Origin of the sequence: Micromonospora arida (assembly GCF_003857035.1) — a bacterium.
Taxonomy (GTDB): domain Bacteria; phylum Actinomycetota; class Actinomycetes; order Mycobacteriales; family Micromonosporaceae; genus Micromonospora; species Micromonospora arida.
The window spans coordinates 1-15789 of the sequence record NZ_QGSY01000174.1 but is presented as its reverse complement, the minus strand read 5'-3'; the positions used below and the strand labels follow the sequence as shown (position 1 = coordinate 15789).

Sequence of the window (15789 nt, the reverse complement as noted above, 5' to 3'; positions counted from 1 at the left end):
CGTCGGCTGGTCGCTCGGCTACTCTGCTCGGCGTGGAGCCCGCAGCCTTCTTCGTCGCCTCCCGCCCCGCCACCGGCGAGGGTGAGTTGACCGTCCACCACCCGTACGACGGCCGCCCGGTGGGGCGTACCACAGTCGCCACGCCCGACCAGGTCGACGCCGCCGTCGCCGCGGCGGCCGGGGTGGCCGCGCAGGCCGCGGCCCTGCCCGCGCACGCCCGCGCGGCGGCCCTCGACCACGTGTCCCGGCGGCTCGCCGAGCGCGCGGGCGAGATCGCCGCCCTGATCACCGCGGAGAACGGCAAGCCGCTCAAGTGGGCCCGCGCCGAGGTCGGGCGTGCGGTGTCGACCTTCCGCTGGGCCGCCGAGGAGGCCCGCCGCTTCTCCGGCGAGTTGCAACGACTCGACACCGACCCGGCCGCCGGCGGGCGGATCGCCCTGGTCCGCAGGGTGCCGCGCGGGCCGGTGCTGGGCATCACGCCGTTCAACTTTCCGCTCAACCTCGTCGCCCACAAGGTGGCGCCGGCCATCGCCGTCGGCGCGCCGATCATCGTCAAGCCCGCTCCCGCGACGCCGCTGACCGCGCTGCTGCTCGGCGAACTGCTGGCCGAGACCGACCTCCCCGCCGGGATGTTCTCGGTGCTGCCGCTGCCCAACGACCGCGCCGCCGAACTGGTCACCGAACCCCGGCTACCGGTGGTGTCGTTCACCGGCTCCGGGCCGGTCGGAGCGGCCATCCGCCGCGCCGCGCCGGAGAAGCACGTGACGCTGGAGTTGGGCGGCAACGCCGCCGCGGTGCTCTGTGCGGACTGGACCGCCGACGAGGACCTGGACTTCGCCGCGCAGCGCATCGCCATGTTCGCCAACTACCAGGCCGGCCAGTCGTGCATCGCCGTCCAGCGGGTGTACGTGCACCACGCTCTGCACGCCGACTTCCTGCCCCGGCTGGTGGCGGCGGTGCGGGGGCTGCGGACCGGAGACCCCGCGTCGGAGTTGACCGACGTCGGGCCGATGGTGTCCGAGGACGCGGCCCGCCGGGTCGAGACGTGGGTGGCCGAGGCCGTCGCCGCCGGCGGCACCGTCGAGGTGGGCGGCCTCCGCGACGGCGCGACCTACCCCCCGACAGTGCTCACCGGCGTGCCGGCGAACGCCAAGGTCGTGGCCGAGGAGGTGTTCGGACCGGTGCTGGTGGTCGCCCCGGTCGCCGACGACCAGGCCGCGTTCACAGCGGTCAACGACTCGGCGTACGGCTTGCAGGCCGGCGTCTTCACCCGACGCCTGGACGTGGCCTTCGCCGCCGCCCGCGCGCTGGAGGTGGGCGGGGTGATCGTCGGTGACGTGCCGTCGTACCGCGCCGACCAGATGCCCTACGGCGGGGTGAAGGGCAGCGGCGTCGGCCGCGAGGGGCTGCGCAGCGCGATGGACGACTACACCGAGCCCCGGGTCATGGTGCTGACCGGCCTCACGCTCTAACCGGGGTCGGCCTGCCAGGTGCCGTCGTCGCGGACCCGGGCGGGGGCGCGGCCGAGCAGCAGGGTGGTCAGCGCGGCGTCGATGGTGTCGCCGAGGAACCACTCGCCGGCCTGGTCGAGCGCGAAGACCCGGCCGCGCTCGTCCACCGCCAGGATGCTGTCCTGCTGTTCGGTGCCGATCGGAAAGAGGCGTACGCCGAGCACCGCGCCGAAGTCCGCGAGGGTGTCGGCGGTGTGCGCGATGGTGTGCGGGCGGATGTCGAAACGGGAGATCCACACCTGCTCGCCCCGGCCGCGCCGCGCACCGACCAGGCTGGGGAACGCAGTCAGCGCCTCCACGGCGGCGGGAAAGACCTCGTGCCGATGGTTGCGCCCCGGCACCGACGTGACGTCCCGTACGGCGGCGGCGGCCATGATCTGATCCCCGATGTGCGGCCGCCAACCGGCCGCGACCAGCGCGTTCGCGACCTCCGCCGGGAACCGCCCAGGATCGGGGTCGGTTGCCTCCGGCGCGTTCCAGGTCTCGGTGTAGGCGCGAGCCGACTGCGGCAGGACGTTCGCCCGCACCAGGAAGGCGATGCACGAGTCGCAGGGCCGCTCGGCGGGCCCACCAGCGGGATCGCCCGGCTCACGGATTCGGAAGATCTCGAAGCGGGCGCCCTCCAGCAGCGCCGCCGCCTCGGCCCGCCCCATCGGCGCGATGCCCTCGGCGGCGCGGCGGTGGTCGTACTCGTGCAGGACGTCGGAGACCACGATCAGCTCGGCGTGAGCCTCCCCGCCGCGAACCAGCTCGCCGGGAGGCAACTGGCGCAGATAGTCACTTACCAGCGGATGGTGGTTGAGCGGCACGTCGGCCTTCGTGCCCTGGGCCGTCCAGATCCGTCCGTCGATGGTCAGGTGCGCGGCGGTGTTCGGGGTGGCACCCCGATGGATTTCCCGGACCAGCAGGCTCGACGGGTCGAGAGTGCGGGGAGCTGTCGGCCCCGCGGGCTGGCTACGCCGGTACAGCTCCGCCACCACGGTGCTCGGCACCCGAGGCCAGGTCGTGACCTTGCCGGTCTGCTTGTCGATGACTGTCGTCGGCAGGTCACCCGGCACCGTGCGCACCTCGGTGGGCACGACGGACGTGATGACGTAACCCAGGTCGAACTCGTCGACCATCGGGGTGCACTCGTGGCCGAGGCGCTGCGAATCACGGCGGGCCCAGGTGGCCGCGAGCTGCTCGGCCTGTTGTCGGTCGATCACGCATTGAAACTACCGGACTACACGGATCGATGGCGGCCGGTATTGTCTCGCTCTACCGACGGTGACGGGAGGGCGGCGGTGGACGAACAGGCGGACCGGGGTGTCAATCGCGAGCTACGGGCCCGATTCGACGACGTCTATGGGCAGTACCAGCAGCTCAGATCCGGTTTGGACACCCTCCAGACGCGACTCGCCGCGCTGCGGGTGACCCGCCGGTCGGCAGACGGGCAGGTGTCGGCGACCGTGGGCGCGCAGGGCCAGTTGATCGAGGTCGAGCTGACGGCGGCCATCTACCGGGACCGCGACGCTGACGCGCTCGGCCGAAAGGTCACCGAAACGATCCGGGCAGCCGCGACCGCCGCCGCCGACGCCACCCGCGACCTCGTCGCCGAGAGCATGCCGGCCGGCTCCGGTGCGACGGACTTCCTCAAGACCGGCGATTACGCCACGCTGCTCGGTCGGGCCGACGCCGTACTCGGCAAGGGTGAGGCGAAGCCATGACCGACGGGCAGCTCTGGCTTGATCCCTCCCGGGCCCGCCGGGGCGGCGCCGACCTGGCGCTCGCCGGCGAGGCGGTGACGGCCCGTCGTGCGGCGGAGGGGGGCGCGATCGAGACCGCCAGCGGTGCCCAGCCCTGGGGTCGCGACGACATCGGCGCCGCCTTCGAGCGCAACTACCGCGGGTTCGAGCAGACCGTGCTGCGGGCCTGGGCCGGCGTCGGGCACCGGCTCACCGAGCTGGGCAGCGACGTGGTCGAGGCGGTCGACGCGAGCGTGCAGACCGACGGGGCCAGCGCCGCCCGGGTCGGTCGGGCCGCCGACCGGCGCTGACGGCCGACGATTCCGATGAGCGTGCTGCCGAGCCCCATCCCGCACCCCCTGGACTACGCGCCGTGGGACGTGCCCGGCTGGATCTACGAGGCCCTCGACTGGGTGGTCGGCGTGCAGTGGCCGGAGGGCGACGAGCGGGCCGTCTGGGACGTCGCCGACCAGTGGTACGCGGTCGCCTCCGTGCTCGCCGGGCCGCACGCCGACGCCGCCGCGGCCGCCGTCGAGGTGCACAACGGGTACGGCGGCGTAGGGGCTGTCGACGCGGCGTTCGAGGCGGCCTGGCGGGGGATCGCCGAGGGCTCCGACGCCCCGCTGCCCGTGCTGCTCGCGGTCACGGCCGACCTGGGCCGACTGGTCGAGGAGTGCGGTTGCGACATCGAGGGCGCCAAGCTGGAAGTCTGGATCGAGCTGGGCATCCTGGTCATCGAGTTGCTGACCGTGGCGGTGGCGGCGGTGTTGACCGCCGGCGCGGCAACCCCGGCCGCCGGCGCGGCGATCACCGCGACGCGGCTGCTGGTCCAACAGATCTTCAAGCGGCTGATGGGCCAACTGGCCAGCAAGTCCCTCAAGCACGGGCTCAAGGAGGCCGGCGAGCGGGCCGCCAAGGAGGTCGCCCGAGGTGGTGCACGCGGTCTTGCCAAGCGGGCCGCCCGGGGAGGGCTGGAGGAGGCCACCGAGGAGGCCGGTGTCACCCTGGCCACCCAGGCGTACCAGAACTCCACCGGGCGGGCACACGGCCTGGACCTGACCGATCTCGGTGCTTCTGCCGTCGGCGGGCTGGCCGGCGGGGCGGTGGCACCGTTGGCCGGCCTGGGCCGGCACGCGACCGGGCGAGCGGCGAAGGTCGGGGAGCACCTGGGGCGGGAGATGACCGGCGAGGTGCTCGCCGACAGCGCGGCGAGCCTGGCCACCGGTCAGGGCCTGACCTCGATGGAGGACGTGGCGCGCGCCGCCGCGTCCGGGGCCACCGGTTCGGCGACCGGGCAGACCGACCACGCGCTACGCGCCCGGCTCGACGCACAGGCCAACGCCCTCGCCGGAGCATCGTTCACGGGTCCATCCCTCCCGTCTGTGCCGCCTGTCACGGGGGATGCGGCCTCAGCGGGGGCGTCTCCCTCCCTCGGGGTCTCGTCTGCTGCGGCCTCGGCCGCGGCGGGGGCTGCTTCTGCGGGGGCTGTCGGTGGTGTGGCCTCGGGCGGTCTGGTTACGGCTGCGGGCATTCCGGCGCAGGCGACGGAGAGCGTTGCCACCACGGCGCCGAACCAGTCGGCTGCGCCGACGTCACCGGTTGTCGAGCAGTCACGGGGAGCCGGGCTGGCGTCTCCGGTCGCGCCTGACGTGCAGACGTCGTCACCGATGCTGGTTGGCGCGTTGTCCGACACGGACGTGGTGGACCCTTCGGTACGCGCATCCGAGGTGACACCGTCGACGGGCGGGTCGTTCGGCGACAGAGCGGGCGTCCCGCACCCGGCCGACCCCACGCTCTCGGCGGCGACCGCCAACCCGGCCACATCGGCGGTGGGTGTCGGTCCGGTCGCGTCGGCGTCGGCTGCCGATCCGGCCACCTCGGCGGTGGCTGATCCGAGTCGGTCTGTGGTGGGTGCCGATCCGAGGCTTTCGTCGGCGTCCGCGCCCGTGGTCGGTCCCCTCGAATCGAGCAGCGGGCCGGCTGCCACCGGTGTGCCGCCGGTCCAGCCCGGCAACTCGCCGCACCCCAGCACCGCCGGGCCGACCACCTGGTCTCCGACGACCGGACCCTCCGCACCGACGATCACCCCCGGCCCGGCGGCACCGGTCACCTTCAGCGTCCCGACCACCACCAACGGGCCCCTGCCGGTCGCCTCCACCCCACCGGCGGTGGGTCGGTTCGCCGTGCCCTCGCGTGTCCCGACCCGGGAGACGCCCGCACCGGTGCGAACGGCCGACCATCCCGCCCGGGGGCGGGCGTCGATCCCCGTCGACGTGGCCGCGTTCGGCGCCCCGTCGGTGCGCGAGCCCGAGACCAACGACGCGTACGCGGCGCAGTGGGCCGCAGCGGCGGAAGCCGCCGAGCGGCGGCGCTACCAGGACCACTACGAATCGCTGCGGATCGGGTTCGAGAACAACCGCCGGCAGGCCGAGGCCGCCCGACTGCGCACCCGTGCCGTGGAGCACGATCGCCGAGCCGTCGAGTACGCCACCTACGCCCGACAACTGCACCAGGCCGGCAACCGGCAGTGGGCCGACGGCTGGCAGCGCGCCGCGAACGAGGAAGCTCGCGCGTACGCCGAATGGCGTGACGTGGCAGACGCGGTGCTGGCTGGCACCACGGCCCCGCCGGTCGTGGACATCAGCGCCACCTTCGAGCACGCCAACCGGGACGTGGGTGCTCTCGCGCTCGGCGCGGTGGAGACCTCCGGCCCGTCCAGGCTCACCGGCGACGACGATCCGCCGCCGATCGACGACTCCCGGCCGTACGGGCAGCCCGGAGGACTCCGGCCACCGCTCGCCCTGCACCAGGTCGACGTCGAACGACAGATGCCCCGTGAGCCGGACGGCACCGTCACCCGCACCGCCGACCCCCGACACGGCGGCTGGTTCGGGCTGCTCAACGACGGCGGCCCCGCGGCCGACGCCACCCGGGGCATCAACTGCCTGGACTGCACGCTGTCCCTGTTCGAGACGTGGGTGCACGGGCGACCCCGCGTGTCGGCGCCCCGAACCTTCGACGGCTACCTCGACGGTGACATCCGGCGCCCCATCCGTGGCGAGGCCGGCGGCCCAGGTCGGGTGGAGGACGTGACCGGCGGGCGCTTCCAGCAACTCCTCGCCCCGGCGTCCGGTCAACGTACGGACTCCGCGCAGGCGCGGCAGGCCGCCGACCGGGGCTACCGCAACCTGCACGACCAACTGCTGCTGGGCGGCCACGGCAGCTACTCGTTCCTGGTCACCGAGTGGGCGCACGGCGGTTCGCACGCCTGGGTGGCGCTCAACCAGAACGGCACAGTGCTCTACGTGGACCCGCAGAACGGCGTGGTCCGGGACCGGCCGCTCTACCCCGACGTGATCGGCATCGACGCGCTGGTGCTGAGCGGAGACGGCCGACCGATGCCGCTCGGCGGACTACCCCGGGGCCGGTTCAGCGAACGGCCCGACCTGCCGCATCACCCGCCGACGCACGACGACGGCGGCCACGGCGACCCGTACATCAACCGGATGTACCTGCTCCTCGACGGCCCGGGCTCGGCGCAACACCCGGTCAGGCCAGCCGGTGATCCGACCACAGCACATGAGCTGGGTGATCCAGCCGATGAGTTGGCGCAACTTACCGCAGGGGAGTTGGCCGCTCTGACCGAGCTTCGGCAGCGCGCCCTCGCGGTCGCCGATCGAGTCGAAGAGGCTCTAGATCAGGTCGGGCGTAACGTGACGGAGGCCCTGGGTCTTGAAGAGCCGGTGCAGTTGCGCGACCGCACCACGCGCGTCAAAGGGCTCGGTTCGCTGGCACGTAAGTTCGTCGATGAGACGCGGGGCCTGAACATTGGGGTCGAGGAGTTCTCGCAGACGGTGAACGACGTCCTCCGGTTCCTGTTTGAGATGCCAACCGGGGTGAACTACCTGCGGGGCGTTCAGTTGGTGCTCGCGGGCCTCACCGAGGTGGGATTCTCCGTCCCGCGGTCGGACCTCAAGAACTTCTGGCGGGCGGGTAACAGGTTCTACGGATTCAACTGCACCCTCCGAACTGCCGACGGGATCCTCGTCGAACTGCAGATGCACACACGCGACTCGCGGGAGGCGTGGATGCAGACCCACGGCGACTACGAGATCCTGCGCCGGGTCTCGTGCCGGCCGGAGGAGCATGTGCACGCCTTCCTGCGGATGCTTGCGGCGAACCGTGAGCACCAGATGTCGGAGTCCGTCCCGGACGGCTTGGAGGAATATTTCCCGACGAAGGACGCGAGCTTTGCCAAGTGGTTGAGCAAGAGCGGAGATGCCTGGCCGAAGTATCGGTCGTGGCTCGACCGTCAAGGGATCAGCTTCTCCCAGGTAGTGCACGAGTTGGGCTTGAAGTCTTCCGATTTTCCCATTGCAGGGGACGTCGCCATCAAGTTGGAGAAAGAGATTGTTGACATATTACGTGATCTACCGGAATGACGAGAGGGTCGGGGGTCCTGCTGGACTCTTCGTAATGGACGTAGGCGCAGGTAATGCCATTCTCTGGGATCACCGCAGTGGGCACTGGGCCTTCGACCCAGCACTGGTCGTGCGCTTCGTCAACGACTATCGAAACGTCGACCGCTTCGAAACCGTTGATCGGGCGACGGCCGAGAGAGTGGCCGAGACCGTCAGCGGGGGCCATGCGCTGCCCGACGAGGACGACATCCGAGCCATGTTCGCGCCCGACGCCAGCGCGGGCGGCCCGCAGCCATCCGGTCGGCAGTGATTGGGTGTGCCGGCGTTGCGCTCATTCGTGGGACTGAGGGAGTCGCCGCGAAATCTGATCGGTCTGGCGGTTCTGGCCGTGACCGATGGCGATCGGGAAGCTGCCCGTCAGTTGCTCGACGAGGCGGCCGAGCTCGCGGCCGACAGCGGCGCGCAGGGGGTTGGCCGGTGGGTCGAGGGGGCCCGCGACGAGTTGAGGGTCGCCCTGTCGTGAACGGCTATCCGTAGGGCCTTGGCGGCGCCGAATAAGATCGACGCATGGTGAGATCTGGCACGAAGGGCATCAGGTCGACTGTCTGGGCCTGGCCGGTCGGCATCCTGGTCGGCCTGGCGATCGGCATTCCCGTGTTCGGCGCGAAGGGTGGCGTCGCCTTCGGTGTCGCCCTCGGCATTGCCTTCGTGTTCGGCCTGGGTGCGATCAGGGGCCGGGCCGACGGTGATCCTGCCCGGGGTGGCCAGGATGGCGGGGCCGCCGGGGATGGCGCCGGTGCCTCAGGTCGAGGGTGATCGACTCCGGTTCATTGATGTCGGGGCATCCAGGGCTGCGGGACCACCCGACTTCCGTGAAGCCGAGTGGATCATGGCGCGCGCCGGCCGCGCCGGCCGCGCCGGCCGCGAAGGGCACGGCGGCCACGGGGACACAAGGGCCGGGCAGTGTCGCCGAGGCGGTGGCCGTACAGGAGGAGTTGCGGCCGCTGGTGGACCTGGTCGGGCCGGGGCCGAGCGCGCCCGCGACGGTGGCCGGCCTGGACGTCGCGTACGCCGAGGGTGGTGACCTGCTGGCTGCGGCCGTGACGGTCCTGGACGCCCGGACCCTGGCGGTGGTGGACTCGGCAGTCGATGTGGGGCGACCCGCGTTCGGCTATGTGCCGGGGTTGTTCGCCTTCCGTGAGTTGCCCGCGTTGCTCGCTGCGCTCGACCGGCTGACCACCATCCCGGACCTGCTGGTCTGCGACGGGCACGGGCTGGCCCATCCGCGCCGGTTCGGGCTCGCCTGCCACCTGGGTGTGGTCACCGGGTTGCCCGCTATCGGGGTGGCGAAGACGCCACTGGTCGGGGTGTGGGATCAGCCGTCCGCCGAGCGGGGTTCCTGGTCGTCGTTGCGCGACGGTGGTGAGGTCCTCGGTCGGGTGCTGCGGACCCGTGACGGGGTGAAGCCGGTCTTCGTCAGCGTCGGCCATCGGGTGAGCCTGGAGAACGCGACTGCGCAGGTACTCGCGTTGACTCCGCGCTACCGGCTGCCGGAGACCACCCGCACCGCCGACCGGCTGTGCCGTGATGCCCTCGCCGAGGCGGAGCAGGCCCGCTGATTGGCTGGTCAGTCCGGCCACCAGGAGGCTGGCGGGAGGGGCCGTAAACCGTAACGCCGCACACATGCGGGGCGCTCTATGACCGGTGGGATGGGTGGGCCGGTAGTAGCCTGACCCGCGGACCCCACCCGGGGAGAACGGCGAGGTAATCATGACAGTGCGTCGACGCGCGGCACGGCTCGCGGCGGTCTGCGGTCTTGCGGGCGGCCTGGTGATGCTCGGTGCGTCACCGGCGCTGGCCGATCAGGACTCGGTCCGGGTGGGCGCGGCCAGTAGCTTCGCCGCCGGTGGTTCCGCGCAGGGGGTGAACGTCGCGGTGCGCAAGCGCACCGACGGGTGCGTTCTGCTGCGTACCGCGCTGGGCTTCAGCCTGGAGGGTCTCCAGCCGAACCAGGTGGCGGTCGAGGTCAACGCGGGTGGGCGCTGGTTCCCGGTGGCCGTCACCGGCGGCACCGGCACCGTGTCGACCGCGCAGACGTCACCCTTGAAGCCGACGCTGTGCAAGGGCAAGGGCATCACGGTGCGGTACCGGGTGGCGTTCGCGGCGGGTTCGCCGGGCGGCCGTCTGGTGGTCACCGGCGCGGGCATCAGCGCCGCAGGCCAGACGCTGGGTCGCGCCACCGACGCGGCGCGGCTGACCGGAGCCCGGGTCACTCCGTCGCCGACTCCGTCACGGTCGAAGAAGCCGACGCCGACCCCGAGCCCGACCGAGGTCGCGACCGTCGACGAGGCGGTGAACCCGGCGGCGCAGGGTGGCGTCTCCGCGGCGCCGAACACCACGGCGGCCGCCGCCGAGTCGTCCTTAGGAGGATCACCGGTGATGTACTTCGGCATTGTGCTGGTGGCGGTCGGACTGCTGCTCATCGTGCTGCTGTTCCGTCGCTCGCGGCAGGACCGGAAGCCGTCCGACGACGCGCCCGGCACCCTGCCGGGCAACCCCGGTGGCACCACCTACCGCGCCGGGGGTGGGTTGCCGGCCGCGCCCGGTCGCCCCGGTCAGGTGTACGGCCAGCAGCCGCCGCCCGCCGCCTGGGGTGGTGCGGTGCCGTCACCGCGTCCCGCCGCCGGCGGGGTTTACGGTGCCCGGCCGGACGCCCCGGTGCCGGAGGCCACCCAGCCGATGCCGGGTCGGCCCGACGGTCGCCCGAACCCTGGTGACCCGCCCACCGACGGCGGCGGCCACACCGTGTTCATTCCCCGGCTCCCCGGCTGAGCGGAGGACGGGCCGGCCCTCCGTTAGGCTCAGGATCGGTGTCTAACCTGCGGCCAAGGAGTGGAACACGTGTCTGATCTGTCCCAGATTGTGAAGGCGTACGACGTCCGCGGGACGGTGCCGGACCAGTGGGACGAACGGGTCGCCGAGGCACTGGGCGCCGCCTTCACCCAACTGCTCAACTCCACCGACGAGCCGGGCGATGCCGTCGTCGTCGGGTACGACATGCGGGCCACCTCGCCTGGCCTGGCCGCGGCGTTCGCCGCCGGCGTACGCGCCGAGGGGCGCTCGGTGATCGAGATCGGCCTCGCCTCCACCGACCTGCTCTACTACGCGTCCGGTTCGCTCGACCTGCCCGGCGCGATGTTCACCGCCAGCCACAACCCCGCGCAGTACAACGGCATCAAGATGTGCCGCTCCGGTGCCCGCCCGATCGGCCAGGAGAGCGGCCTCGCCGAGATCCGGGAGCGGGCCCAGGCCCTCCTGGACTCGGGCGACGCTCGTCCCGCCGGTGCGCCGACCCGGCCCGCCGAGCGGCGCGACCTGCTCCCCGACTACGCCGGCTACCTGCGCAAGCTGGTCGACCTGTCGGGCATCCGGCCGTTGAAGGTGGTCGTCGACGCCGGCAACGGCATGGGTGGCTTCACCGTTCCGACCGTGCTGGGCGACGCGGCCCTGTCGCCGCTGCCGCTGGAGATCGTGCCGCTCTACTTCGAGTTGGACGGCAGCTTCCCCAACCACGAGGCCAACCCGCTTGACCCGGCGAACCTGGTCGACCTCCAGCGCGCGGTGGTCGAGCACGGGGCCGACATCGGGTTGGCCTTCGACGGTGACGCCGACCGGTGCTTCGTGGTGGACGAGCGCGGTGAGCCCGTCTCACCGTCGGCGATCACCGCACTCGTGGCCGCCCGTGAGTTGGCCAAGCACCCGGGTTCCACGGTGATCCACGGCCTGATCACCTCCAGCGCCGTGGCGGAGATCATCCGGGAGCACGGTGGGCAGCCCGTCGTCGCCCGGGTCGGGCACTCCTTCATCAAGGCGGAGATGGCCCGTACCAACGCCGTCTTCGGTGGCGAGCACTCCGCGCACTACTACTTCCGGGACTTCTGGTTCGCCGACACGGGGATGCTCGCGGCGATGCACACGTTGGCCGCGTTGGGCGAGCAGTCGCTGCCGCTGTCCGTGTTGGCCGGTGAGTACGAGCGCTACATCGCCTCCGGCGAGATCAACTCGACGGTGGTCGACCAGGCGGCAGCGGTGGCCGAGGTGCGCGCCGCGTACCCCGACGCGGTGGCCGACGAGATGGACGGGCTCACCCTGCGTTTCCCCGACGGCGCCTGGTTCAACCTGCGCGCCTCCAACACCGAGCCGCTGCTACGACTCAACGTCGAGGCGCCCACCCGGGATCGGATGGTCTCGCTCCGGGACGACGTGCTCGACCGCGTTCGCCGATAAGATCGCCTGCGCCGGTCGGCACCGCCGTCGGTCAAGCCGTACACGTGGAAGGAGCCGCGCCATGGCCCTGGATCCGCAGTTGCTCGAGATCCTCGCCTGTCCGGACACGCACCACGCCCCGCTCACCTACGACGCCGAGGCGCAGACGTTGACCTGCACGGAGTGCGGCCGGATCTTCGAGGTCCGCGACGACGTGCCGGTGCTGCTGCTCGACGAGGCGCGCGGCGGCCCCGGGCAGTCCTCATGATCGACGGTACGGCCGGGGTCAGCGGGCGCCGTGACGCCGACGAGGCCCTGCTCGACAACCCGCAGGCGTTGGCCGAGGCCGACCCGGGCGGCATGCTCCGGCACACGGCGTCGGCCGGTGCGCAGGTTCGCGAGAGCGCCGCGCTGGCAGCCGAGGCGAACCTCGCGGTGCTCGCCGACGACGGGCGGCCCCGAGCCGTCGTGATCGCCGGCATCGGCACCGCCGGGCGTACCGGGGACGTGCTGGCCACGGTCGCCGGGCCACGCTGCCCGGTCCCGATCATCGGGCACCGCTCCGCCGGCGTACCCGGTTGGGTGGGGGCGGCCGACGTGGTGATCGCGGTGAGCGCGTCCGGACGTAGCCCGGAGGCGCTCGGCGCGGCCGAGGCGGCCCACCGCCGTGGTGCCCGACTCGTCGCGGTGGGTGCCCCGGACTCGCAGTTGCAGTCGATCGCCGAGCAGGCCCGGGCGCCGTTCATCCCGGTGCCCCGGCGTGCCCCGGCCCGGGCCAGCCTCTGGGCGCTCACCGTGCCGGTCCTGCTCGCCGCCCGTTCCCTCGGGCTCGTGAAGGTCAACGAGGCGGACCTCGCGGAGACCGCGGCCCGGCTCGACGCGGACGCCGACCGCTGCCGGTCCGCCGGCGAGTCCTTCGTCAACCCGGCGAAGTCACTGGCGCTGGGCCTGGCCGGCTCGATCCCGATCGTCTGGGGTTCGTCCCCGCTGGCCACGGTGGCGGCCCGCCGGTTCGGCGACACCCTGTCGGCCAATGCCCGCTACCCGGTGGTCACCGGAGCGCTGGGTGAGGCCGGGCGGGGTCGGGTCGGGCTGCTCGACGGCGTCTTCGGCGGCCTGGCCGAGGGGGAGCGGGACATCTTCGCCGACCCGGCCGAGGACGACGGCGAGGGCACCCGGCTGAGGCTGGTGCTGCTGCGCGACGGCGGGCTCAACGCCGAGGACGACACCGACGAGCCGCTCGCCGTCGAGGAGCGCCGTGCCGACGCGGTGCAGACCCTCGCGGAGCGCCGCGGCGTGCGGTGCGACGTGGTGACCGCCGAGGGCGGCTCCGCCCTGGAACGGCTGGCGTCGCTGATCGCCGTTCCGGATTTCGCCTCGATCTACCTGGCTCTGGCACACGGGTTGGACCCGATGGCCGTTCCGGCCATCACCGAGATGAAGGAGCTGTCGAACCAGTGAACGAACGTAGGGGGCGGCGCGTCATGCGCGGACCGGGCGGCTTCGTGTGGCGAAGCGGAGCGGTGGCATGAGCGCCAACGGTGGGACGAAGGCGATTGTCGCCGCCCTGCTGGCCAACATCGGCATCGCCGTCACCAAGTTCGTCGCGTTCCTGCTCTCCGGCTCGTCGTCGATGCTGGCCGAGGCGGTCCACTCGGTTGCCGACTCCGGTAACCAGGGCCTCCTGCTGCTCGGTGGCAAGCGGGCGAAGCGCGCGGCCACCCCGGAACACCCTTTCGGGTACGGCCGGGAGCGCTACATCTACGCGTTCATCGTGTCCATCGTGCTGTTCAGCATCGGTGGCCTGTTCGCGCTCTACGAGGCGTACCACAAGTGGCATCACAAGGGCGGCATCGATTCCTGGCAATGGCTGCCGGTGGTCGTGCTGGTGTCGGCGATCATCATGGAGTCGTTCTCCTTCCGGACCGCCATCAAGGAGTCCAACCACATCCGGGGCAACCAGTCCTGGGTGCGTTTCATTCGCCGGGCCAAGGCGCCGGAGCTGCCGGTGGTGCTCCTGGAGGACTTCGGCGCGCTGGTCGGTCTGGTGTTCGCCCTGTTCGGCGTCACCATGACGCTGATCACCGGCAACGGCGAGTGGGACGCCGCCGGCACCGCGATGATCGGCATCCTGCTGGTCGTCATCGCCGTCGTGCTGGCCATCGAGACGAAGAGCCTGCTGCTCGGTGAGGGCGCCGAGGCGTCCGAGTTGGCTGCCATCGAGCGGGCCGTCACCGACGGCCCCGAGGTGGAGCGGATCATCCACATGAAGACGCTCTACCTGGGCCCGGAAGAGCTGATGGTGGCCGCCAAGATCGCCGTGCCGGAGTGGGAGAGCGCCCACGACCTGGCCCGTGGCATCAACGCCGTCGAGGCGCGGATCCGCGCCGCGGTGCCGACCGCCCGGGTGATCTATCTGGAGCCCGACGTCTACAGCGCCGCCGCCGCCGCGGCCGGCACCGGTGCCGCGGCCGACACCGCCGTGCCGCAGCCGCAGGACACGTCGGGCGAGGCGGCCGGGCGGCCCGGGGGCTGACGGGTGGAGCCACTGTACGGGCCGATCCGGGACTACGCCTGGGGCTCGCGCTCGGCCATCGCCCTCCTTCAGGGGCGATCGGTGCCGAGCGCGGGTCCGGAGGCGGAGCTGTGGTTGGGGGCCCATCCGGGTGCTCCAGCCCACGTGGATCGCGCCGGTCTGCGGGTGAGCCTCTGTGACCTGGTGCGAGACGAACCAGGTCAGTGGCTCGGCCAGCGGGTGTCCGAGCGGTTCGGCAGCCGGCTGCCGTTCCTGCTCAAGGTGCTCGCGGCCGACGCTCCGCTGAGCCTGCAGGCCCACCCGGACGCCGAGCAGGCACAGGCCGGCTACGCGGCGGAGGCGGGGCGCCCCGAGGGGCAGCGCAACTACTCCGACCCGCACCACAAGCCGGAGTTGCTGGTCGCGCTCACCCCGTTCGAGGCGCTGTGCGGTTTCCGGGATCCGGCGGAGTCGGCCGAGGCGCTCGCCGCGTTCGGCGTACCGGCGTTGGCGCCGGTGGTCGCCGCGTTGCGGGCCGGGCCGGCGGGGTTGCGGACGGCGGTGCGCACGCTGCTCGGCTGGCCGGTCGCCAGGCGTCACGACCTGCTGGCCGCGGTGGTGGCAGCGCCGGCCGACGGCCCGGACGCGGAGCTGACCCGCCGGCTGGCCAAGGCGTACCCGGGGGATCCGGGTGCGCTGGTCGCGTTGCTGTTGCACCACCTGCGGCTGGAGGCGGGGGAGGCGATCTGGATGCCCGCCGGCAACCTGCACGCCTACCTGAGCGGCTGCGGCGTGGAGATCATGGCGGCCAGCGACAACGTGCTGCGCGGCGGCCTGACCCCGAAGCGGGTGGACGTCGACGAGTTGCTGCGGGTGCTGCGCTTCGAGGTGCTCGACGATCCGGTGCGGGCCGCGCAGCCGGTCGGCCCGGGCGTGGACTGGTGGCCGGTGCCGGTGGACGATTTCGCGCTGCACCGGGTGCGGGTCGACGCGGCGGTGCCCTCGGTGACGCTGTCTCTGCCCGGCCCCCGGGTGGTGCTCTGCGCTGGCGGTTCGATCACCGTGGACGACGGTGCTGGCGCGTTGACGCTGATCTCGGGCGAGGCGGCGATCGGTACGGCGTTGGGAGCGCCGCTGCGGATCGACGGTGCCGGTGTGGCGTACGTGGCGACGTCCGGGCTGCGCTGACCTCTACTCGGGCCAACGACACAAGTCCGACTTTCCCGGAATAGCTTGACGTCACCCTGCCCGAGTGTGACTCTATGAGTACGCAGCGTTATCGCGACGACGGTCCGAGAACGTGCGGGGGCTGTCTCTTATACACCTCTCCGAGCCCACGAGACGCGTAGTAA

At 72.2% G+C, this 15789-nt stretch carries 15 protein-coding genes; 14 read left to right on the top strand and 1 reads right to left on the bottom strand.

Annotated features, from left to right (window positions below; genetic code table 11):
* Window positions 1-32: 32 nt before the first annotated feature.
* The gene (locus DLJ58_RS15275) at window positions 33-1472 is read left to right on the top strand and encodes an aldehyde dehydrogenase family protein (RefSeq protein ID WP_124856985.1); all 1440 of its coding nucleotides are present in this window, start codon (window positions 33-35) and stop codon (window positions 1470-1472) included.
* Here the strand turns inward: DLJ58_RS15275 and DLJ58_RS15270 are convergent.
* Window positions 1469-2716 carry an SUKH-3 domain-containing protein gene (locus tag DLJ58_RS15270; protein ID WP_124856983.1) on the bottom strand — a complete coding sequence of 416 codons (1248 nt, stop codon included), beginning with the start codon at window positions 2714-2716 and terminating at the stop codon, window positions 1469-1471. The two genes, DLJ58_RS15275 and DLJ58_RS15270, sit on opposite strands and share 4 nt — an antisense overlap.
* Before the next feature lie 78 nt (window positions 2717-2794).
* Here DLJ58_RS15270 and DLJ58_RS15265 point away from each other — a divergent pair, with 78 nt between their 5' ends.
* The 13 genes from DLJ58_RS15265 (at window position 2795) to manA (ending at window position 15625) form a co-directional block, all read left to right on the top strand.
* Window positions 2795-3217 (top strand): YbaB/EbfC family nucleoid-associated protein, encoded by a 423-nt coding sequence (locus DLJ58_RS15265; protein ID WP_124856981.1) that lies wholly within the window; start codon window positions 2795-2797, stop codon window positions 3215-3217.
* Window positions 3214-3546: a hypothetical protein gene (locus tag DLJ58_RS15260; protein ID WP_124856979.1), complete on the top strand. Its 333-nt coding sequence runs from the start codon at window positions 3214-3216 to the stop codon at window positions 3544-3546. Before DLJ58_RS15265 ends, DLJ58_RS15260 begins: the two co-directional genes overlap by 4 nt.
* Window positions 3547-3561: 15 nt before the next feature.
* A complete protein-coding gene (locus DLJ58_RS15255) occupies window positions 3562-7677 on the top strand; it encodes a toxin glutamine deamidase domain-containing protein (protein WP_124856977.1) in 4116 nt (1371 codons plus the stop codon).
* Between the two features lie 34 nt (window positions 7678-7711).
* Window positions 7712-7966, top strand: coding sequence for a hypothetical protein (locus DLJ58_RS15250; RefSeq protein WP_124856975.1), 255 nt, complete (start codon window positions 7712-7714; stop codon window positions 7964-7966).
* A 78-nt stretch (window positions 7967-8044) separates the two neighbouring features.
* Entirely contained in the window at window positions 8045-8179 is a 135-nt protein-coding gene (locus DLJ58_RS34880; RefSeq protein WP_279635875.1) for a hypothetical protein, read from the top strand.
* A 44-nt stretch (window positions 8180-8223) separates the two neighbouring features.
* Window positions 8224-8472, top strand: coding sequence for a hypothetical protein (locus tag DLJ58_RS15240; RefSeq protein ID WP_124856973.1), 249 nt, complete (start codon window positions 8224-8226; stop codon window positions 8470-8472).
* 17 nt (window positions 8473-8489) lie between these two features.
* Window positions 8490-9275, top strand: coding sequence for a deoxyribonuclease V (gene nfi / locus DLJ58_RS15235; protein ID WP_425271314.1), 786 nt, complete (start codon window positions 8490-8492; stop codon window positions 9273-9275).
* Between the two features lie 151 nt (window positions 9276-9426).
* Window positions 9427-10488: a hypothetical protein gene (locus tag DLJ58_RS15230; RefSeq protein ID WP_124856971.1), complete on the top strand. Its 1062-nt coding sequence runs from the start codon at window positions 9427-9429 to the stop codon at window positions 10486-10488.
* A gap of 69 nt (window positions 10489-10557) precedes the next feature.
* On the top strand, window positions 10558-11943 hold the full coding sequence (locus DLJ58_RS15225; RefSeq protein WP_124856969.1) for a phosphomannomutase/phosphoglucomutase: 1386 nt from the start codon (window positions 10558-10560) through the stop codon (window positions 11941-11943).
* A 61-nt stretch (window positions 11944-12004) separates the two neighbouring features.
* Window positions 12005-12190, top strand: a complete 186-nt coding sequence (locus DLJ58_RS15220; protein ID WP_091394023.1) for a Trm112 family protein — start codon at window positions 12005-12007, stop codon at window positions 12188-12190.
* Entirely contained in the window at window positions 12187-13383 is a 1197-nt protein-coding gene (locus DLJ58_RS15215) for an SIS domain-containing protein (RefSeq protein ID WP_124856967.1), read from the top strand. Before DLJ58_RS15220 ends, DLJ58_RS15215 begins: the two co-directional genes overlap by 4 nt.
* Before the next feature lie 67 nt (window positions 13384-13450).
* On the top strand, window positions 13451-14458 hold the full coding sequence (locus tag DLJ58_RS15210; protein WP_124856965.1) for a cation diffusion facilitator family transporter: 1008 nt from the start codon (window positions 13451-13453) through the stop codon (window positions 14456-14458).
* Between the two features lie 3 nt (window positions 14459-14461).
* Entirely contained in the window at window positions 14462-15625 is a 1164-nt protein-coding gene (gene manA / locus DLJ58_RS15205; RefSeq protein WP_124856963.1) for a mannose-6-phosphate isomerase, class I, read from the top strand.
* Window positions 15626-15789 lie beyond the last annotated feature (164 nt).

Coding starts and splice junctions, on each gene's coding strand:
- DLJ58_RS15260 (WP_124856979.1), top strand. CDS start 3,214: ATGACCGACGGGCAGCTCTGGCTTGATCCCTCCCGGGCCCGCCGGGGC.
- DLJ58_RS15255 (WP_124856977.1), top strand. CDS start 3,562: ATGAGCGTGCTGCCGAGCCCCATCCCGCACCCCCTGGACTACGCGCCG.
- DLJ58_RS15250 (WP_124856975.1), top strand. CDS start 7,712: ATGGACGTAGGCGCAGGTAATGCCATTCTCTGGGATCACCGCAGTGGG.
- DLJ58_RS15240 (WP_124856973.1), top strand. CDS start 8,224: ATGGTGAGATCTGGCACGAAGGGCATCAGGTCGACTGTCTGGGCCTGG.
- nfi (WP_425271314.1), top strand. CDS start 8,490: ATGTCGGGGCATCCAGGGCTGCGGGACCACCCGACTTCCGTGAAGCCG.
- DLJ58_RS15230 (WP_124856971.1), top strand. CDS start 9,427: ATGACAGTGCGTCGACGCGCGGCACGGCTCGCGGCGGTCTGCGGTCTT.
- DLJ58_RS15220 (WP_091394023.1), top strand. CDS start 12,005: ATGGCCCTGGATCCGCAGTTGCTCGAGATCCTCGCCTGTCCGGACACG.
- DLJ58_RS15215 (WP_124856967.1), top strand. CDS start 12,187: ATGATCGACGGTACGGCCGGGGTCAGCGGGCGCCGTGACGCCGACGAG.
- DLJ58_RS15210 (WP_124856965.1), top strand. CDS start 13,451: ATGAGCGCCAACGGTGGGACGAAGGCGATTGTCGCCGCCCTGCTGGCC.